At 42.1% G+C, this 20,590-nt stretch carries 21 protein-coding genes and 1 pseudogene; 16 read left to right on the top strand and 6 right to left on the bottom strand.

What is annotated here, in order from left to right:
* Positions 1-233: 233 nt before the first annotated feature.
* The 5 genes and pseudogenes from ACYVLS_RS07115 (at position 234) to ACYVLS_RS07135 (ending at position 3,370) form a co-directional block, all read left to right on the top strand.
* On the top strand, positions 234-671 hold the full coding sequence (locus ACYVLS_RS07115) for a MarR family winged helix-turn-helix transcriptional regulator (protein ID WP_460322963.1): 438 nt from the start codon (positions 234-236) through the stop codon (positions 669-671).
* 54 nt (positions 672-725) lie between these two features.
* Positions 726-1,664 carry a ring-cleaving dioxygenase gene (locus tag ACYVLS_RS07120; RefSeq protein ID WP_460322965.1) on the top strand — a complete coding sequence of 313 codons (939 nt, stop codon included), beginning with the start codon at positions 726-728 and terminating at the stop codon, positions 1,662-1,664.
* A 40-nt stretch (positions 1,665-1,704) separates the two neighbouring features.
* Positions 1,705-2,271, top strand: a pseudogene (locus ACYVLS_RS07125) (NADPH-dependent FMN reductase).
* Positions 2,272-2,395: 124 nt separating this feature from the next.
* On the top strand, positions 2,396-2,851 hold the full coding sequence (locus ACYVLS_RS07130; protein ID WP_460322967.1) for a hypothetical protein: 456 nt from the start codon (positions 2,396-2,398) through the stop codon (positions 2,849-2,851).
* An 18-nt stretch (positions 2,852-2,869) separates the two neighbouring features.
* Positions 2,870-3,370: a hypothetical protein gene (locus ACYVLS_RS07135; RefSeq protein ID WP_460322969.1), complete on the top strand. Its 501-nt coding sequence runs from the start codon at positions 2,870-2,872 to the stop codon at positions 3,368-3,370.
* A gap of 515 nt (positions 3,371-3,885) precedes the next feature.
* Here ACYVLS_RS07135 and ACYVLS_RS07140 read toward each other — a convergent pair.
* The 3 genes from ACYVLS_RS07140 to selD form a co-directional block, all read right to left on the bottom strand.
* Entirely contained in the window at positions 3,886-4,635 is a 750-nt protein-coding gene (locus ACYVLS_RS07140; RefSeq protein WP_460322971.1) for a DUF4336 domain-containing protein, read from the bottom strand.
* A gap of 815 nt (positions 4,636-5,450) precedes the next feature.
* Complete coding sequence (gene mnmH, locus ACYVLS_RS07145) at positions 5,451-6,476, bottom strand: tRNA 2-selenouridine(34) synthase MnmH (protein ID WP_460322974.1); 1,026 nt, start codon at positions 6,474-6,476, stop codon at positions 5,451-5,453.
* Between the two features lie 66 nt (positions 6,477-6,542).
* Positions 6,543-7,583, bottom strand: a complete 1,041-nt coding sequence (gene selD / locus ACYVLS_RS07150; protein ID WP_460322977.1) for a selenide, water dikinase SelD — start codon at positions 7,581-7,583, stop codon at positions 6,543-6,545.
* A 790-nt stretch (positions 7,584-8,373) separates the two neighbouring features.
* Between selD and ACYVLS_RS07155 the strand changes: the two genes are divergently transcribed.
* From ACYVLS_RS07155 to ACYVLS_RS07180, 6 genes are all read left to right on the top strand, one after another.
* Positions 8,374-9,258, top strand: coding sequence for a hypothetical protein (locus ACYVLS_RS07155; protein ID WP_460322979.1), 885 nt, complete (start codon positions 8,374-8,376; stop codon positions 9,256-9,258).
* On the top strand, positions 9,259-9,834 hold the full coding sequence (locus ACYVLS_RS07160; protein ID WP_460322982.1) for a hypothetical protein: 576 nt from the start codon (positions 9,259-9,261) through the stop codon (positions 9,832-9,834). It begins immediately after the preceding gene.
* Between the two features lie 81 nt (positions 9,835-9,915).
* Complete coding sequence (locus ACYVLS_RS07165; protein WP_460322985.1) at positions 9,916-10,275, top strand: Rid family detoxifying hydrolase; 360 nt, start codon at positions 9,916-9,918, stop codon at positions 10,273-10,275.
* 280 nt (positions 10,276-10,555) lie between these two features.
* A complete protein-coding gene (locus ACYVLS_RS07170) occupies positions 10,556-11,470 on the top strand; it encodes a LysR family transcriptional regulator (protein ID WP_460322988.1) in 915 nt (304 codons plus the stop codon).
* A gap of 199 nt (positions 11,471-11,669) precedes the next feature.
* Positions 11,670-13,049 (top strand): alanine/glycine:cation symporter family protein, encoded by a 1,380-nt coding sequence (locus ACYVLS_RS07175; RefSeq protein ID WP_460322990.1) that lies wholly within the window; start codon positions 11,670-11,672, stop codon positions 13,047-13,049.
* A 244-nt stretch (positions 13,050-13,293) separates the two neighbouring features.
* A complete protein-coding gene (locus tag ACYVLS_RS07180; RefSeq protein ID WP_460322993.1) occupies positions 13,294-14,655 on the top strand; it encodes an alanine/glycine:cation symporter family protein in 1,362 nt (453 codons plus the stop codon).
* Positions 14,656-15,010: 355 nt separating this feature from the next.
* Here the strand turns inward: ACYVLS_RS07180 and ACYVLS_RS07185 are convergent, their stop codons facing one another.
* Positions 15,011-15,823, bottom strand: coding sequence for a MerR family transcriptional regulator (locus ACYVLS_RS07185; RefSeq protein WP_460322996.1), 813 nt, complete (start codon positions 15,821-15,823; stop codon positions 15,011-15,013).
* A 98-nt stretch (positions 15,824-15,921) separates the two neighbouring features.
* Between ACYVLS_RS07185 and ACYVLS_RS07190 the strand changes: the two genes are divergently transcribed.
* Complete coding sequence (locus ACYVLS_RS07190) at positions 15,922-16,473, top strand: hypothetical protein (protein ID WP_460322999.1); 552 nt, start codon at positions 15,922-15,924, stop codon at positions 16,471-16,473.
* Positions 16,474-16,689: 216 nt separating this feature from the next.
* On the opposite strand, the gene map is transcribed toward ACYVLS_RS07190, so the two are convergent.
* Together map and ACYVLS_RS07200 are read right to left on the bottom strand one after the other, a co-directional pair.
* Positions 16,690-17,430, bottom strand: coding sequence for a type I methionyl aminopeptidase (gene map, locus ACYVLS_RS07195; RefSeq protein WP_460323001.1), 741 nt, complete (start codon positions 17,428-17,430; stop codon positions 16,690-16,692).
* Between the two features lie 81 nt (positions 17,431-17,511).
* On the bottom strand, positions 17,512-18,411 hold the full coding sequence (locus ACYVLS_RS07200; RefSeq protein ID WP_460323003.1) for a PhzF family phenazine biosynthesis isomerase: 900 nt from the start codon (positions 18,409-18,411) through the stop codon (positions 17,512-17,514).
* A gap of 184 nt (positions 18,412-18,595) precedes the next feature.
* On the opposite strand from ACYVLS_RS07200, the gene ACYVLS_RS07205 reads away from it, so the two are divergent.
* From ACYVLS_RS07205 to ACYVLS_RS07220, 4 genes are all read left to right on the top strand, one after another.
* A complete protein-coding gene (locus ACYVLS_RS07205) occupies positions 18,596-18,769 on the top strand; it encodes a hypothetical protein (protein ID WP_460323005.1) in 174 nt (57 codons plus the stop codon).
* Between the two features lie 10 nt (positions 18,770-18,779).
* Positions 18,780-18,995: a hypothetical protein gene (locus tag ACYVLS_RS07210; protein WP_460323007.1), complete on the top strand. Its 216-nt coding sequence runs from the start codon at positions 18,780-18,782 to the stop codon at positions 18,993-18,995.
* 23 nt (positions 18,996-19,018) lie between these two features.
* The gene (locus ACYVLS_RS07215; protein ID WP_460323009.1) at positions 19,019-19,279 is read left to right on the top strand and encodes an NUDIX hydrolase; all 261 of its coding nucleotides are present in this window, start codon (positions 19,019-19,021) and stop codon (positions 19,277-19,279) included.
* 160 nt (positions 19,280-19,439) lie between these two features.
* A complete protein-coding gene (locus tag ACYVLS_RS07220; RefSeq protein WP_460323011.1) occupies positions 19,440-20,099 on the top strand; it encodes a GNAT family N-acetyltransferase in 660 nt (219 codons plus the stop codon).
* The last annotated feature ends 491 nt before the right edge of the window (positions 20,100-20,590 follow it).

Genomic DNA, 20,590 nt, shown 5'->3' on the forward strand with positions numbered 1-20,590 from the left:
ATTTCTGGAAAAAGTCATCCCTTGCGCCAGCAATTGACTTTTTTGGAAATTTTAACGAAAACCATTTGTGACGAAAGTAACAATCTGTGGAAATCATTTATTCTAAGTTTTATGCAACACTAGTGATGTTTACATTATGCCAGTAATTTTAACCGCTTTAAAAAAATAAGTAAAAAGACTTGATTTTTAATCAGTTAACATGTAAAGTGATAATATAGAAAGGAATGATACCGGTGAAACGAAATACGTTAGCCTCTCTTATCTGGGTACGAGTGACCCGATTCACGCATCAGAGCGCACGTTTATCCAATGATTTTCTCAAACGCTTTGACATCACGGCCGCTCAATTTGATGTCCTGAATCAGATTGGGACCTATCAGCCTCTATCTCAGAGTGAGCTGGCAGATAAAATTACGATTTCAGCCGGTGGGATTTCCAGAATGTTAAGCAGGCTGGAGCGTGAAGGTTACATTCAGCGGACCAGCGAATGGAAAACAAAATGGATCAGTCTGACCGAAAAAGGCGAAGAGAAACTTGAAAGTGTGTTTGAGCATCAACTGGCCTTTCAGACGTCTCTTATGGATGACTGCTTGACGAAAGAAGAACAGCGCACATTATATAAACTAATGACTAAAGTGCAGAAGCACACAGAGAAAAAATTGGGCGAGTAAGTCCAATTTTTTTACCGAATCACTTGACTAGTCAAATAAAAAGGAGTGATAACTATGTCTACATTATTAGGACACCACCACATTTCCATGCTGGTGAAAAATGCTAAAGAAACCGATCAGTTTTATAAAGAAGTACTGGGGCTACGACGCGTAAAGGTGACCGTCAATCAGGATGACCCTTCTATGTACCACCTGTTCTATGGAGACAAGACGGGAAGTCCGGGAACCGGCCTGACATTTTTTGAAATGCCGTCTGTCGGCCGAACGCACCGAGGAACCAACGCCATTACACGTATTGGGCTGATGGTGCCGTCAGAAGAAAGCCTCACATACTGGAAAGAGCGTTTCGAGCAGATGGGTGTCTATCATGGCAGCATCGGCACCTATGCCAGACGGCAGGCTCTCAAGTTTGAAGATCCCGACGGGCTACAGCTAGTACTCATGGTTGCAAACGGAGATGAAATGCCGCATTGGGAAAGTGTTGAGGCGTCACCTGTACCCGAAGAGCATCAGATTAGAGGAATGGGAACGATTGAAATTACCGTTCGCAACAGTGAAAAATTTAACCGTACACTCACCGATATTATGGGTTACCAGGAAGTGTTTAGCGAGCATACGGATACGCTGTTCGAAACTGAAAAGGCGGACAGTTACGGCCAGATTCTGGTCAAGCAACTTGACGGTCCTGATGAGCGACCAGGAAGAGGAAGTATTCATCATCTGGCATTGAGAGTCAGTGAGGAAAGTGAGCTCACCTACTGGGACGAGCAGGCGACTGCCCATCATTTCGCTTCATCCGGACTGGTTGACCGCTATTATTTCAAGAGCCTGTACTTCCGTGAATCAAATGGTATCCTATTTGAAATCGCAACAGACAAGCCGGGCTTCACAGTGGATCAGGACAGTGAGCATTTAGGCGAAGAACTTGTCTTGCCGCCATTTCTTGAAGACCGCCGAGCGGAAATTGAAAGCAACCTTTCACCACTGGATTAATCAAAAAATAAAAATACAACTATTAAAGGAGATTATCATCATGACAGACAAATTAAACATTGGGATTATTTTAGGAAGCACACGGGATGGACGTGTCAGTCCACAGGTAGGCGACTGGGTTAAGGAACTGGCTGATTTAAGGGACGACGCAAACTATGAAATCGTCGATTTACTCGATTTTCAGCTGCCCTTTTTAGGCACAACCGACGGGACAGAGCCGGGGATTGCCGAGTGACGCAGTAAAATTGATGAGCTGGACGGTTTCGTCTTCATCGTTCAGGAGTATAACCACAGCTTCTCAGGCGTCTTGAAAAATGCCATTGACCACTTGCGAGATGAGTGGCACGACAAAGCTGCCGGAATCGTAAGCTACGGGTCAACAGGTGGTGCACGTGCTGCTGAACACTTGCGTGGCGTCATGGCTGAACTGAAAATTGCGGATGTCCGCGTTCACCCAACGCTCTCACTTTTTACTGACTTTGAGAACTTCACAACCTTTAAACCGGCTGAGCTTCACTTAGATAATATTAACGCTATGCTTGATCAAGTGAATGCCTGGAGTGGTGCGCTGAAACCTCTACGTATCAAAGAAGAAGCAAACGTCTAACAGTAAAGCAAATCAGTGTAAAAACTGATTTGCTTTTATTTGTATCAAGACAGTTTTAAACGAGGGGACTGTGGTATTATAGCTGTATAGAAAGAGTTTATCGAACGAGCAGAGGAGCCGGACAATGAAAATAAATTTCACTAAGAAGCAGTATCGTAGCTTAATTGATTTAATTTATCTGGGAGATTTTATGGTTAACGGCATTCGAACGACTGATAGAGTTAAAGAGTACGATGAACTGCGCGAATATATTTATTCATTTGCCAAACAGATGGGTCAGGACGACATTATAGAACATGATAAAGAGAGAAATAAATATTTCGAAACACGCGAATTTGAGACGGGCAAGGTAGAAAGCTATATGGAAGATTATGATAATGAAGTTTTCTGGACAGAACTGGCAGCACGCCTGGCAGAACGTGATTTGGACCGTTTGGAAAAGATAACAGGGAAAGCAAATGATCCGGATTTAAGACTGAAAAAATACTGGTCTAAAGAAGATGAATACAACAGAGAATTTGAACAAAACGGACTGAACAATATAGAGGTGTCTTTGCGAAGTAATAGCGAGAAAGATTAGCCTTTATGGAGGTGCCATATGAAAAGACGATTATGGTTAGCTTTATTTTTGGCGGGAAGTGTGCTGATTTTTACAGGCTGTATGGACAATGACGAAGGAGTTTTGGAAGGCGAACTAGTGAGTGAGGAAGCTCAAGCAGGAGATACAAAGGAGTTGCCGGAGCCGCCTTCATTAAAAGTATTGGTTGGAGACGAAGCGATTGATGTTATACGAGGCACATACAGCTGGAGCGTGAATAATGAGGACGGCACGATAACGGCAATAGAAGCAGATACCGCACCGCCGCCTGATTTGGTCCGAGCGATGACACCGATAGCTGTCATAAGTGATTCAGTTGTTGAGCTGGAGTTTGAAGTCGAGCCGGACAGGTACTCCGTCCGAACATGGGAAGAAGACTATACCGTCAGTAGTTCTAGAGATGACGTGCTTCTTACGCGAGATGGTCGCGTGATATATGAAGTACGGGCCAGCTGGGCCCAAGGAACCGCAACCTATGCATTCGTTCTGGACATTAACTGAATCGGATAAAAAAGAGATTTTCTGCCGGGGCGGAAGGTCTTTTTTTCGTGAACGCAAAAATCTGGGTGATTATGCTTTAAAATAGACTGAGTTCGGCATGCTCAGCTGAATTATATGCGTCAGTTAGCCGAAGTGAGGCAATCTTCGGTAAACTGAGATGAAAAAAATTCCTCAGTATACCGAAGTAGGGTGTTCTTGGGTAAAGTGATACCGGTTATGTCATTCAGTATACCGAACATGCGAGAGGTTCGGCATACTGAGAAATAGTTGGCTTTGGGTCTGCCGATGTTTGAAGAACTTGGGTAAACTGAAGGACTAAAACTGATGAGTTTACTCAAGGTATGCGTACTTTGGTAAAGTGGCAGCCAAGATAGACTTGAGTTTGTCTAAGATGGGTTGAATTCGGCAATGTGGAAACTCAGCCAGCGCTGAGTTAACCGAACCAGTAACAAAAAACTTAAAGGATACTGCTTTTCATCTTTCTCATAATAAAAAGACTGCGATTGGCAGTCATCCTACTTATCAAGCCACCTGAAGGCTCGTTTCAGTTCAGTTGTACCATTTTTGTCGTACCATTTGCCGTGAGCCAGAATAATTTTTTCCGGCTGCCAGTCAAGCATCCGCTGATAACAGCGACGGGCCTCGTCTTTTCGTCCGGTAAACGTCAGACGCATGTCTTTTGGAGTCTGGCCATCCGGATGGGCTATACCAGCTGCTTTTTGAACAGTTCGCATAATCGGACTTGATGTCTGTTCGGGTTCAAAATTCTCAATCAAGTCGGTCAGAATTAGCGTACGACTTTTCTTGTGGAAAAATACAACCTCTTCAAGTACCCGGCTGCCCTTAAAGATTAGCTGCTCAATGTCTGCGGACCAATCATCAGGCGCTTCGTCTGAGAGTGCTGCATCAAAATCCACTGGGATGTTTTGTGAAGCGGCACGGTCTTCGACTCCAGGACTGGACCAGGCTGTAGCTTTTGGATACCGCTTTTTCCATTCAGAGATAAAGGCATAATGAATTTTGTTGGGTGAAACGAGGTGTTTCACTTCTCCTAAAGCATTTATCGCTTCGAATAATTTATCATCCGGCTCGACAGGCGAGTGAATCCATAAGGTCCCATCGGCTAAACGAACGACGGTCATCCGTGTTGAAAAAGGAATCCCGAAAGCCAACACCTTCATTTTAATGAGTCCGCCATCAACAATCCAGATAGCGTCGTCAACTTTTTTGAGCGTATTCAGGGGTTTATAAAGAGGTACAGACATCACATAGTCTCCTTTCATAGATAAAAAAGCCTCTAGTCAGTTGGACGTAAATAAGGTAACGCGAAGGTGATAAAAGATGAGTCCAGATACAACAGCAAGATAGATCAGTTGATCATTTATCGTCAGGCTGCCGGATAGGGTAAACAGAATAACCGTTGTGGAATAGATAAGCTGACTGGAAAAAAATACGAGACGAATCAGCTGCTTGGTCTTTATCGTCCATTGTCTCCATTTTGGAAAGTCGCCAGAACAGCGGCACGGATAGAATGGTTAAAACGAGCAGACTGCCCGTTACATAGTCCAGTTCATTTAAAGTGATNAAACTAATAGTTGCCAGTACAAATAACAGTAAATAAAGACTGTTTTCTTGGGTATAGGAAAGGAAAACAGTGAAACCCAATGTAGATAATACATCAAGTATTGTCAGTTTTTGACCGGTTATACCGTTGACCATCCTCATCATCAGAAGCAGCCAGAAAATGAGTGAGGCTTGAATGGTATCCGGAGACAGGAGCCTTAATAAGGACAGGCCTGCTGCGACAAAAGCTGAAATAGGGTGAGCGGGGTCGAGTTCCCGGGAGAGTGCCCAGCTTAAAAAGACGCCTCCGCCCAGGTAAAGACCGAGCGCAAGCTCACCTGTTAGAAGCCAGCCTAGTGCAGCTGCCGTTAATGTAAGAAGTACAATCGTCAGATTGCTTTTATTTTTAATATCAATCGTCCGTCCAAGTGTAAAAATAAGATCACCCTTCTATCAGCCGTAGAATCTATCTTTTCGGCTCTATATGTTATGCCTTTGGTCAAATTGGCTAATGCATCTAAACAAGTGTGGTTAACTGTTCTTTTACACGTTTGATTGCATAGTCTATTGATGGTTCTTCGATGCTAATTATCGCTTTATCTTCCGTGGTAATGGACTTCTTATAGTGCGGGTCGTAATAGTGCGTCAGTAGGTTTTTGATTGCTTCCGGATAGTTTCTGTCTTCCAGAGCGTGAGCTGTCGCTTTTGAAACAGGGGTATGGATACGGCGGCTGATTCTTCCGAACGCCTCGACAAATTCCTCATGGTGCTTGTCCGGAGAATAGTCGGACAGTATAATTCTGACCCGTTCGTCTAAGGGCAGGTCCACTACTAACTGAGGGCTTTCTTCCTTATGCTGAAAAATACGCTCCGGAATAACCACTTTTCCAATACGAGCACTTTCCCCTTCAACGAGAATATAAGGAGACTGCTGGTACCGCAGCAGTTCCTCACCAAGCAGTAGATTGAACATTCTCTGGTTGCTCGGTTCAAGTCCAATTTGACCGAATATCGACCCGCGGTGACGGGCCATGCCTTCCAGATCAATGACAGGATAACCTTCTGCTTTTAACTGGCGCAATATGTGCGTTTTTCCGTTGCCTGTATGGCCATTCAATACGTAAAAGGGAGGCAGAGGAACCGTGTCGAGCTGTTCTTTCATCCAGTTACGGTAGGCTCTGATGCCGCCGGTCAGACGGTTGATTTTGACATTCATCAAATCTGTTACAGTAGCAGCGGTCGTGCTGCGCATACCGCCACGCCAGCAGAAGACGGTAACGGGGGCGTTTAATTCTTTAAACTGCTTGATATATGAAGGCAGTTTTTTTGAAAAAATCTCCAGCCCAAGTTCTTTCGCTGCATCCTGGCCTTTTTGTTTATAAGTGGTGCCGACTTGAGCACGTTCCTCGTCAGTAAATAGAGGAATATTAATGGCACCCGGAATGGTCGCTTCATTGAATTCCTTGGGTGCACGCACATCGACAACCACATGTCCTGATTCTTTCAGTTCAAACAAGTCAGCGGGTGAAATATCTTTAAACATAGGTGAATCCTTTCTTATTTTAAAGTGAGAAATTAAAGCAGTAGAAGTGGAGCTCGCTCCACTTTCTTATTTTACGTAAATATTCCCAGCGTCCCCATCAGCAATTTCGCCGATAACATGAGCCTGAATGCCTTTTGATTCTAAAGCAGCCATCATTGGGTCAACGTCTTGTTCAGCCACCGACATCAGGAGTCCACCGGATGTGACTGCGTCAGCCAGAATAATCTGATCGATTTCATCAATGTCATCCGCAAAATGAACGACATCGATTACGTGTTTCAGATTGTTTTTTGAACCGCCCGGAACGACCCCGTCTTCGGCAAGTTCACGGACACGGGATAGGACAGGGACTTCATCTTTATAGATAGTCAGGGCCTGATGACTTTCCGCAGCCATTTCAGATAAGTGACCGAGGAGTCCGAAGCCAGTGACATCTGTGCAGGCATGAACGTCAAAGTCGGTCATAACTTCAGCCGCATCTTTATTCAAAGTTGACATGACCTTGGTCACACGTGCGATTTCCTCATCTGTAAGCAAACCGCGTTTCAGAGCAGTCGTTGAAATGCCGACACCAATGGGTTTAGTCAAAATCAGTTTATCTCCCGATTTAGCGCCTGCGTTGGTACGGATGCGGTCGGGATGGATTGTTCCAGTAACGGAGAGACCGAATTTAGGTTCCTGATCATCAATGGAGTGTCCGCCTACAAGGTTGCAGCCGGCTGCCTGAACTTTATCGCTGGCGCCCTTGAGGATTTCCGTCAAGATAGCTTTGTCCAGATTGAAAATCGGAAAGGCCACAATATTCAATGCAGTTATAGGCGTTCCGCCCATCGCATACACGTCACTCAAGGCGTTTGCCGCAGCGACTTGTCCAAAATCATAAGGGTCATCAACTATAGGGGTAAAGAAATCAAGGGTCTGTACAATTGCCAGGTCATCCGTTAATTTATAGACACCGGCGTCGTCCCCAGTATCCAGTCCTACTAGAAGATTCGGATCTTTTTTAGTTTCAGGCAAATTGTGAAGGACCTCGCGCAAGTCGCTTGGACCAATTTTACAGCCGCAGCCGCCTTTTGTCGTCAGAGTGGTTAGTTTTACTTGAGTCATATAATAATTGCCTTCTTTCATATGGTTAATATCTTTGCTTACAGTTTACCATTCTTACTCGCAAACTGTTATCCATGAGCAGATTTATTTTAAAGTGACCGCATTTTACAGGTAAGGATGGTGAGTGTGTTGATGATTTCTTATTATTAGGCAGTCAGTAGCTTTCTTTTTTGAGTAGGAATGAGAAAATCTATGAGTACCTGGCTGACTTCGGTATACTCACGCGGATAATATTGACGAGCGATGCTAAGTTGGGTTGACTTCGGCATACTCAAGTAAGACAGGCTAGCGAGATATGCGAAGATGGGGAACCTTAGGTAAACTCAGATAGCTTCACCTATTGGGTGGTGCTAACTCCGGTAATTTTCGGTTAACTCAGGAGAAAAACTCCACGAGTAATGCCAAGTCTATTCAACTTCGGTCATCTCAAAACAAAAAAACTGATGAGAAATGCTAAGGTACCCCTTCTTCGGCAAGCTCAGAAGAAAAGCAACAGTGAGCAGTGCTAAGTCCACCTATTTTAGGTAAACTCAGCAAAATTTCACGGTGAGTAGGGCTAAGCTGACTCTTCATGATAAACTCACTAGTGAAGGATTTTTTTCTGACACTTATTGTTAAATTTTAACTATATGCACTGAACATTATTAGAATAATCGTATTGATTTTTCAGATATCTTTATTTAGATAAGATGTGACGTAATTGAGTTTCAACTGTAGCAATGTGTCTGTTAAACTAGTATAAATAATAATATTATCATATCAAGATTAATTATAAGATAGGAGCACGTTTATGAAAAGTAATGACAGGCTTTATAAAACAAGCTTGATTCTGACAGGAGTATTGATAGCTGTGGGGTTCGCTTTTTTATCCCATGTCAGGCTGGACGGTCCAGTTTTTCTGGAACATAATATCAACCTGCATGTTACCGAAGAAAGAGGCGGTTTTGATTTTCCAGTGAGTTTGAATTACATAACAAACGCGGATGACAACCGTATTGTCACTTGGGTTGAGTTTGAAGAGTATCCGGGTTTACAAGTAAATGCTTCGGAAAATGAGTTTGCTGTTTTGTCAGGCGGGAGAGAAGTTCAGTCTTTCGATGATCAGTGGGGGAGAGATTTTGGTCAGTATAATGTGAGAGAGGTTTTCCTGCAGATGAATCAGCTTCCAGAACTGGAAGAGGGAGAGGAACTTCTGCTGACGGAAGCAACGGTAACCTTCAGTGATGCGACGACACAGACAGTGGACATAGGCGAAATGATTATTAGCAGCCAAGATACATCAGATGCTCCTTTAAGCTTTTCATTTAGCAGCTCTACCTCAAATGGTCAGATGGCTGTCACCTATAATGCAGAAGAAGAGCTTTCTGTTTTAGGGATGGATGCACCTTATTTTGAACAGTTCAGCGATGCCGTTCGATTAGAGGTAAATGGTATGGACTCTCAAGAGATTATCGGTCAAATGGTTCAAGAGGGGGAGCAGGTGAATGTATCGGTTAAAAGAGAAAGCAGTGAAGGCTCGCCTGATTTCACGGTTTTCAGTTCATCACCTGAGCTCACTTTAATCACCAGTGAAGAGGAAGAACACACGATAAGTCTTGCTCAGGCTATTCAACTGGAACCTGACTACAGTTTTTCGACTATCTATAGATACTTGAGATCAAGGGAGGAGATTTAGATGACGCCAGGATTCAAAAAGCTGTTCTGGGGCTTTCTCATTGTCAATATCAGTCTGTCGGCCGGTTTAATTCCGGTTCTTCCAGCTTTTGTCGGCTGGCTGATCATACTTGATGCTTTGGCAGATTTGGAAGAACAGATTCCAAGACAGGATCTCCGGTTTGTTTTCAAAAGTGTGATGGTACTACTTGTCTTCTCATTCGGTGAACTTTTCCAGCTTTTTGGCTCTGACGTGACTGGAATCAGTCTGTTACTTCAGTTTCTTCCTATTATTGTTTTACTGATTGAATTATCAGCATTTCATAAGCTGCTGGAAGCTGTCGTCCGTCAGTATGACAGAAAGAATAGAATCGAGAAAAGAGATAAAGCAGTTGCCAAAGACAAATGGTACCTCCTGCTTATGGGGGGATCAGCAGTGACTCTGGCATTATCTGTCAGCCTTGTTTATGTCCCTGTCTTTGTTGCCAGTATAGTATTGTCTCTGACAGGAAAAATTTATCTTCTTTACTTGCTTTATGCTTTAAGCAAAGAAGACCTTGAACTGGAATTGGCTGAAAGTGTACCTCAGACGGGCTGAGTCTCAATTCACTGAATTTATTTCTTTTCACTTTTCAAAAATCCTTATATACTTAGAGGTAGAAAAGAAGGAGGAAATGAAATGAGTAAATTACCTAAAGCAATCGGACCGTACAGTCCTTACCGTATTACCGGGAATCAGCTGTATACATCAGGTCAGCTGCCAGTTGATCCGGAAACCAATGAACTGGTGGAAGGCTTTGAAGCCCAGGCTAGACAATCATTCAAGAACATCCAGACGATTATGGAAATGGAAGGAAAGACGTTGTCAGACGTGACTAAGCTGACGGTACTGGTATCTGATTTGGCTAATTTTTCTACAGTCAATGCAGTAATGGAAGAGTTGTTTTCTGAACCGTATCCGGCACGCACTGCTTATCAAGTGGCACGTTTACCAAAAGATGCTTTAATTGAAATAGAAGCAATAGCTGATTTAAGCTAAATAATCGTAAAAAAGCAGTGGGATTGAATCCCGCTGCTTTTTATATAGCTGATGCTGGAAATAACATCCAAAGAGAAGTTGCAACAGGTTGGTATATACAAAATTATTTTAGACTAAATCTATGTATGCCCTATAGATAGTGCCCATTCATGAGTACACTTGTTATTTATAGTCTCTCTTTCTAAAAATGGTATAGTTGTGTGTCATTTTATGGTAATATAAACAGTAATTATTAGTTCGAATTACATATTATTTATTACTGTTGAGGAGAAGTATAGTTATGAAAGTCCAGGACCTATATTATTTTAGAGAATTAGCTCGCACACGGAGTTTTACTGAGACAGCTGAAACGTTCTATGTTTCACAGCCATCTATTTCTATGGCATTAAAACGGCTGGAGGAAGAATTCGGCACCCGTCTGATTAGTCGGGACCGCTCATCCAAAAGTGTGAGATTGACGGAAGCCGGGGAAATTGTACATAATAATGCTTTAAAAATCGTCAACTTGCTTGAAGAGACTAAGAAAGAGATTAGAGAGAAAGAAGCAAAGGAAGTAAAGTTGGGCTTTCTTCCAACTATTGGCAGTCATTTTTTACCCAAACTTTTGCCGGCAGTAAGTGATTATATGGATTCACTGAATTTAGTTGAGGAAGAAAGTTCTGATTGCATGTTCGAAATGATTCAGTCAGGAGAAATTTCGGCTGCCATCACGGCCCTAGATCAGCCTTATTCGAGTAATCAGAAACTGACCGTTGTTCCACTAGTGGAAAAAGAGCTCTCACTTTGGGTTTCATCGAGTCATCCGTTAGCCAGTCAGCCACATATTAAAACATGCATGCTAAGAAACGTCCACTTTGTCACGCTAGCCAAAGGATATGCCCATGAGCGATTGTTCAGACAGTGGGCCAAAGAGAACGAAGTCGATGTGTCTTCAACTCATTATGCTCAAGAAGTGCAGACAGTCAATTCAATGATTGCTTCCGGAATGAGTGCAGGTGTCATGATTGATTTGCTTGTCAGGGACCGCTCGGACTTGATTCAAATACCTCTGGAAAACGCACCAAAACTATATATCAGCTTAATTATTAATGAAGAAGTTGAAACAACTGCCTTTCAAAGAGACTTCAGTCAGGCATTGAAAAATGCTGTCGCCCGTCAATTCAGGCAATTTGAAAGCAGGTTTCAGAGCTTTTGATTATAGAAAGATTAAAATCAAACGAGTTTTTCACAAGTTAGATAGATTAAGAAATAAGTAAAAGCTTTCAAAATAGGCAGTTTCGCTTTCCCGTTGATTGGTATATTAGTATATATTGTGAAATGAGATATACTTTTTTCTCATAATTATGTATATTAAAATCAAGCAGTAAATACTGATATAAGAGGGAGCGAAAAGTATGGATCAGTTTATGGATTGGTTCTTGGCAGTTAATTCCTTTGTCAATGAATTGGTGTGGGGTTGGCCGTTTCTGCTGTTAATTGTCGGAACAGGCCTGTTCTTGACGATACGAACAGGATTTGTATCCTTTGTCAAATTTGGATACGCCATGAAGCAGACCTTCATGAAAATTTTTGTCAAAGATCAAGTCGGTGAAGGGGAAGTTACTGCATTTCAGGCAGTTTCAACAGCGCTTGCCGCGACGATCGGGACAGGAAACATTGCCGGTGTTGGTACAGCCATCGCGATTGGTGGTCCGGGAGCGGTATTTTGGATGTGGCTGGCTGCTTTAGTAGGTATGGCAACCAAATACGGCGAGGTAGTTTTGTCTATTCATTACCGTGAGAAAACGGAAGATGGGCGCTACATAGGCGGTCCCATGTACTACCTTGAAAAAGGAGCAAACATGAGATGGCTGGCCATTTTATTTGCGGCTTTCGGAGCCATTGCTACATTTGGTATCGGAAATATGGTCCAGTCTAATTCTGTTGCAGATTCCTTGAATACAACCTTCAATATCAATCCAATTGTTACCGGCGTAGTACTGGCCATTCTAGTAGCCTTGGTTATAATCGGCGGAATTAAGAAAATCGGTCGAGTAACGGAAGTCATTGTTCCCTTTATGGCTGTGATTTATATTGTAGGCGGCCTTCTTATTATTCTTTTGAATATTCAACTGGTTCCGGCGGCGTTTGACCTTATCTTCCGAAGTGCCTTTACCGGTACAGCAGCTGTAGGTGGCTTTGTTGGCTCAACACTGACAATGGCCATTCGATTCGGTATTGCCCGAGGCGTCTTCACTAACGAAGCCGGCTTAGGTAGTGCGCCAATTGCCCACGCTGCAGCCACAACGGATCACCCAGTCAGACAGGGCATGTGGGGAATCTTCGAAGTATTCGCGGATACCATTGTTTTGTGTACAATTACCGCTCTTGTGATTGTGATGACGGGTGCCTGGGATTCTGGAATAGACGGTGCAGCGCTGACAACCGTTGCCTTTGATGAAGGCATGCCTTTTGGCGGCTACATTGTTACATTCGGTCTCGTATTCTTCGCTTTCTCTACATTGTTAGGCTGGTCTTACTACGGTGAAAAATGTATCGAGTTCTTGTTCGGACCAAAATCCATTTTACCGTATCGCTTAGTTTTTATTCCTCTGATTGTTGTTGGAGCTATCGGTGGTCTGCGGGCAATATGGGATCTGGCGGATACACTGAACGGACTAATGGCGTTGCCGAACTTGATTGGACTACTGCTATTGAGTCCAGTCATTGTCAAACTTACTAAAGAGTATTTCGGCAAAAGCGGTATTTATCAAAGAGAACTGAAACGTAAATAATGGTTTGTCAAAAACCAGAAGAACCTCTGTATGATTGGAGGTTCTTTTTTTACGCTACCGTCGATTAGTCTAATGCAGTAATAACGAATATTTTTATCTTTAACAAATAGAGAACTTAGAATGGTAAAATAATGATAAAAATTAAGCTAATATAACGGATTTTCAAAAAAACCTTGATTTATCAACGTTTAACACTGTATAGTATTATTAGAATATAATGAGATAAAAACAAGGGGAGAAATGAATGGATACATTTATGGAGATTAATGACGTAGTGAACGATTTAGTTTGGGGCTGGCCACTGCTGTTCCTCATCGTTGGAACAGGTCTGTTTCTGACAGTACGGACGGGCTTTATGTCATTTACTAAATTCGGCTACGCAATGAAACAGACATTTTTCAAAATGTTTGCGAAAGAACAAGTGGGTGAAGGAGAAGTTACAGCATTTCAGGCTGTTTCCACTGCTTTGGCTGCTGCGGTAGGAACCGGTAATATTGCCGGTGTGGGTACAGCCATCGCAATCGGTGGTCCCGGAGCCGTTTTCTGGATGTGGTTGGCCGCACTTGTCGGTATGGCAACCAAATACGGTGAAGTTGTCCTTTCGATTGAATACAGAGAAAAGACGGAAGATGGGCGTTATGTTGGGGGACCGATGTACTACTTAGATAAAGGAACAAATAAAAAATGGCTGGCTGTTCTGTTCGCAGTATTTGGAACGGTAGCGACCTTTGGAATAGGAAATATGGTCCAGTCAAATTCTGTTGCAGATTCACTGAACACAACCTTTAACGTTCCACCATTAGCTACAGGGATTGTCCTGGTTATCGCAGTTGCCTTGGTGACTGTTGGCGGAATCAAGAAAATCGGTAAAGTAACGGAAGTACTGGTTCCGTTCATGGCTGCAGTTTACATCGTAGGTGGCCTGCTGATTATTATTTTGAATATTTCTGAAGTGCCTGCTGCCTTTGCTTTGATTTTCCAAGACGCCTTCACAGGGACAGCCGCAGTCGGTGGCTTTGTGGGGTCCACCTTCACCATGGCTATTCGATTCGGTATTGCGCGAGGAGTCTTCACCAATGAAGCTGGACTGGGAAGTGCACCGATTGCCCACGCGGCTGCTACAACGGATCACCCGGTTCGCCAGGGGCTATGGGGAATTTTCGAGGTGTTTGCGGATACTCTGGTATTATGTACCATCACTGCACTGGTTATTGTCATGACAGGAGCTTGGGACACTGGTTTTGACGGCGCAGCACTAACGACTGTGGCCTTTGATGAAGGAATGGCTCTTGGCGGTTATGTCGTTACATTCGGACTGGTATTCTTTGCCTTTTCAACACTATTGGGCTGGTCTTACTATGGAGAACGTTGTATGGAGTTCCTGTTTGGACCGAAATCCATTATCCTTTACCGTTTCCTGTTCATTCCACTCATTGTCGTGGGAGCTGTCGGAGGACTGCGTGCGATTTGGGCACTGGCTGATACACTGAACGGCTTGATGGCCATTCCTAACTTGGTTGGTCTGCTGCTCTTAAGTCCAGTCGTGGTCAGACTGACAAAGAACTACTTCGGCAAAGGCGGCATCTATCAAAGAGCAGAAAGCTGACAACTGAATAATTTCGAGAGAGAACTTCTGAAAAGGGGTTCTTTTTTCTTTGAGAAAATTGAAGTGTACTGCCTTATTTTGAAGTAATACGTAACTGGGCAGAGAAGAGGAAGGTGAGTTCAGTCATGGCTTAAATGCAGTCATGCAAAACCGTTAAGATAGGTCAAAGTATGATTATCCGGGGGAAATCATACTTTACCGATTTTATAAAGAATGAAGAATGATTTGAGTCGTGTTATTCATAGGTCGTGTACAGCAAACTACGTGAAGCATGATTAACTGGAAAGAATCATACTTCACGCTCTGGATAATAATTTAAAGTAGAGATAACTGACAGGAAAGACTTAGCGAATAGTTAAATCTGTGCTCGTTTAATTTTAACTTGAATTTCGCTTACCAGATTGTCCTGGTTTTTTTGTATGGAATCAAGCAGGACTTTTTCGTAAAAATAACCTTCGAGAGACAGTTCTTTATTTTCAGCATAGTCAATAAGTTTACTGTAGGCCAAGGGAAGCGTTTCTTCCGTTCCGCGGTAGACAATGCTCAGATAATCTCCAGCCGGTTTAATGTGATAGTGCGGTGAAGCTGAAGGGGCATCTATATACATAAAATCATACTGCTCATTGAAGGGGTCTTTCAGCTTTTTCTCCACCTGTATCATAGAACCGTATTCGTTATTCGGTAAAGTAAAGGTGCTTTTTTCTTCAACAAGCTGATGGGCTTTATTCAACAAGTTCAATACAGACTGATCGGTAATGGGATCACTTAAGATAAGGTGGCTGTCCTCTATTTGAAGTGCCTTGATTTTCATATGTGTGCGTTCTGCTTGTTCAATGTAAGCCAGCTTCCGGGAAATAATTTCTCTAATGCTGTTCAATTCGCTTATTTTTTTATCGACATCTCCCAGTTTATGTTCCAGAGAAAGAGTATAGTCATCAAAATTTCCGGAAAGAATCTCTCTGATCTCATTTAAAGGCATATCAAGCTCTCTTAAAGATAAAATAATGCTCAAGTCCATTATTTGTGTATAAGAATAATATCTATAGCCTTTCTCGTCTTTGTACTCAGGTGAAAAAAGCCCGATGTCATCATAATAATGCAGCGTTCGCTTATTAATGTGAACTACTTGAGCCATTTCAGAGGTTTTAAGGTATTTACTGCTCTTCAATGCGCTCACCCTCCTTGACTTTACAGCTACTGTATACTTTATAGTTAAAGTAGTCAAGGACACAAGCAAATAGAAATTATATAAGAGGAGAGAGCATAATGGTCAAAATTGGTGTTTTGCTGATTGATTATCTTGAAGAAAAGGAAAGCCTAACCGTAGCCAAGAAAGTCTATCCTTATCTCAGAAAAATTGACAGACGAAATATCGGCATCGATTTTGAGATAATCAGGTCAGCCTCACTACTGTCTTCAAATCAGGATGCCATCGCTTTAACAGAAGAAGGAAAACGAGAGCTGGAAGAGATAAACGGCTTTATATTCATTGTACCGACATTTTCAGAAGAAGTGCCTGAGGAGTATCAGAAACTGATGCAGGCAATGACCGATCAGCTGGTTAACAAAAGTGTCTTGATTATGTGTTACGGAAAAGAGCGGGACCGGAAAAATACGAAACGGAAAATGAACGAGGCACTGCTGGATTATGACGTTGGCCTGCCGACTTCGGATATTTTCTTCCCTGAATACGGCTTTATGGAATGGAATAAAAAAGCCGTAATCGAAGAATATGTTACCTCACGGGTTATAGAATACCTCTACTGGACTATGGGGATGAATTATATAAGAAACCTGAAGAAAAGCTTAGTCATTTAATGATAGAAAAACGCTCTGCTCGATATCCTATGAGCAGGGCGTTTTAATCTTCTTTTAGATGGTAAAAATAGGCTGAACAATGATTATTCAGGTGTTAATCATCGTTCAATAACATATATAAAAATGAACAATGATTAAATCAGTTTAATCATTATTCAAAGTGTACAAAGTCTCTGAAGGATGATTAAAAGGGAGATAATCATAGCTCACGACCGTTTAAGCTGTCGTAATTACGGGTCCGTCTTTTGTAATGATGATGGTGTGCTCATACTGGGCGACAAAACTCTCATCGGTCAGAAGCGTCCAGCCGTCGTCAGACTCAAACACTTCTTTTTCCTTGGTTGAGATGAAGGGTTCAAAGGCAATCACCATGCCTTCTTTCATTTTGACATCATCCCACTTGGAAAAGTAGTTAAAGATATGATCCGGTTTCTCATGAATTGAACGACCGATGCCGTGGCCAGTCAGATTTTTGATGACCGTCAGGCCGTTTTCTGTTGCGGTATCATTCACCGCTTTACCGAGAGCACTCGTATACTTTCCAGGCCAGGCTTTTTCCAGGCCCGCGTCAAAAGCTTCCTGAGCTATATCACATAACACACTCAAAGCTGGATTGCCTTTTCCGACCACAAAGGACACACCTGTATCCGCAAAATACCCGTTTTTTGAGCCGGATACATCGATATTAACTAAGTCGCCTTCTTCGATAACTCGGTCACTCGGAATCCCGTGGGCTACTTCTTCGTTCACACTGATGCAGGTGTAACCGGGAAAATCGTAGATACCTTTTGGTGCAGATTTAGCGCCGGCTTGTTCGAATAGGCGTCCGGCCATTTCATCAAGTTCTTTCGTGGTCATACCAACTTTAGTCTGAGAAACCAGCTCATCGCGAATGGAGCCACAAATTCTACCGATTTTTTTAAGTCCTTCAAAATCTTCTGTTGTTTGTGCAATCATATTCGTCCCTCTTTTTTACCAGTTTTGTCGTACTTTTCTACTAGAGTTTAGCACAGATGATAAGGGTTTATCGAGCTGAACTTAATCTTTCAAGGTGAGGTTAAAGCTTTGGACATACACGGCCTCACCTAAAATACTGACAGCTAACGCGTTCTTTTGCCTGCTGACATCTACATATACGCGCCCGTCTTTTCCGATTTCCTGACCTTGTTCAACTGACAGGTGATAATAATCAGTAAGATCTTTATCAATGTATTTTGCATAGTAAGCGCCCATGACACCAGAAGCCGTGCCAGTGACCGGATCTTCGATTGAACCCGTTCCGGGCGAGGAGAAGTGCCGCCCGTGCATGTTGCTGTCTGCATGTATCGTCTCTAAGCAAAAAGGGTGAATAGACGCATGTGGAAACGCCTTAAGTATCTCCGGGAACGTTTTGTTATCAGGTGTCATCCGACTGAAAGCATCCAAACATTTTATTGGGACAAGCAAGGTCCATGAACCTGTACTACCGTATAGAAGAGGTAAGCTATCATCGATATCCGATTCAGCCAGTCCAATTGCTTGAGCGACGTTTTTTCTGGAGCCATCAAAGAGTTCAAACTGAGGAGAAGGTTGAGTCAATGAAATCTGCCAGTCATTTCCAACTGATTGAGTCATGCTCACAGCTAAAATACCGGCTTTCGTTTCGATAGTTAGCGACTCTTTATCAGGCAGTAAATTTCTCGTTTTCAAAGCATTGAGTGTAGCGACAATGGCATGCCCGCATAAATCCATTTCTCTTTTTGGAGAAAAGAACCGAATCCGCAAGTCAGCTCTATCCGAATTTAAAGGAACCGCAATCTCGTTAAAGCCGACTAAAAAAGCGCTCAGCTGCATCTCTTTTTCTGATAAATCATCGCCATTTAATATGACCCCGGCAGGATTGCCTTTACCAGGAATTTTAGAAAACGCATCGTACTGATGCACTGTGACAGATTTCAATGGGAGGCTCCTTTCAAAAAAAGACTTTAAGTCTACTTATTTTAAAACAATTATTCCAATTATAGTATTTGACCTAAGATGTTCCAAGATAAATTAACAAAAATAGTATTTATTGATTAGTTTTTGAGTACAATGATAGCATACCATTCAAAACAGAAAGAGATGTAGAAAAGGAGTAAACGAAATGACTTACTATTACGGCACGCTTATTTTTACCAGTCTTCTAACGGGACTGATTCTTGCTGTTTTTCTTAGACTCATTTTTAAACTGTTAAAGCAAAAGGAAAAACAGAGATGGTGGATTTACCTCATACTATCGATACCGGTGCTGCTGTTTTCATTTTATCATTTTACATAGAGTTATTTTTTTGGATTTGCCTAATGCCTTAAGAGGAGAAACTTTAGCAGTTGAAGGTATTGCAGAGACAGTATACTTTCCTGGGGGAGAAAATGCATTCGTAATAGATGGTAAAGAATATAGAAGAAATCCGTGGGCTTTTTCTCCTTTGGAGGGAAACAGGTATAGACTGATGTATTTACCCAACAGTCGGTATGTTGTGGAGTACGTGGACATGGATGAATAAATTTAAGTAAAAGGGGATAGGTTATGGAATACTGGGATACTTACACTAGTGAACGGATAAAAACTGGAAGAACAATGGTGAGAGGCGAATCCTTTTCTGAAGGTGAATTTCACCTCATTATTCATGTCTGCCTTTTTAATAAAGAAGGTAAGATGCTTATACAACAAAGACAGAGCGATAAAGTCGGATGGCCCAATTATTGGGATCTGACAGCTGGAGGCAGTGCTACTCAAGGCGATACCAGTCTGCAAAGTGGGCAACACTTGAGGAAATTAAGGAGATGATAATGTTAGGGGAATTTATTCCTTACCACGAAAGTTTTATTGAACTTCTATTTAGCTGTCGTAACAATTATAGTGTAGTCAATAAAGAAGGTAGTTCATAAGCATCTTCTCATCTCAAATTACTTATAGCAAAAAGCGAATCAGAGGAGAAAATTTAGTGATGATTATAAGAAATTACGAAACAAAAGATGAAAAAGAGTGGGTCTATACGAAAGCGTTAAGCTATCTGTTTTCTCCCCTTTTTGATGACATGAGCAAAGAGAAAGACACCTTTGACGAGGAGGTCTATCAATCAACTATTGAGCTGGTCGCCGTTGAAGAGGGTAAAATCGTTGGCCTTTTAGATATTGGTATATACGTCAAGGATATCAGTCAAAGCTATACCTATTATCAGGCAGACAAAGTAGCTTATTTTGCTAATTTAGCCGTTCATCCGGATCACCAGAATAAAGGGGTTGCTTCAGAATTATTTAAAAAAGTAAAAGAACGTTTACTTGAAGAACGAGTGAATGCACTGGCGATTTTCACCAGAGACGGGGACTCGGCTAATCATCTGTATAAAAAATGGGGTGGCAAGGTCGTCTCCACGGATTACCTCATTATCGGAACCCCCAAGGATACATCCGACTTCAGATTCGGATTTGATGCAGAAAACAAACGCTTGAAATTTGTGGATGCAGATGGAGCGAATGAAATCCCCTATTATTTAAGAGAAGGGACATATATCGTCTCCAAAAAAGAAAATTTGGATTTGTTCGAAGTGGAAACAGTGCATGAAGAAATCACTTATATAAAAGAGTTTAATTTACAGACCGTTTAATTAAGTGAAATCTCATAATAAAACACCAGGAAGCTCACAACAAATGCAAAGGAATAGGCTAAACGAGTTGTAAAGTATAGGTAGTCGTGTTAAGATTTATGTATCAATTTAAGGAGGAATGTAAAATGAGATTGCGACTTGTGACTTTGAATCGTTAATTAAATAACTATTCAAGGTCCTGTTTATATGACAGATACAAGGGAGCAGTTTGCCCATTTTCATTTCTCAACTGAGAATTTTTTGTCAAAGAGATAGCAGGTCTATCTCTTTTTTTGTTGCACAAATTTAATGGGGAGCTCCCTCTGAAATATAGGACACGGTCTTTTAAATAAGGAGTGTTCAACTATGCAAGAATTAGTATTAGACCTGAATAATTCATACTTTTTAATTGAAACCGTATGAAACTGCCTAACGGCAGTCTGATAATTACTTTTTTAGTTTCACCCCTTAAGTGATGAAAAAAGAACCCCATTCTGCTATGGTAAAGGTAC

The sequence above is a fragment of the Alkalibacterium psychrotolerans genome (assembly GCF_054784355.1).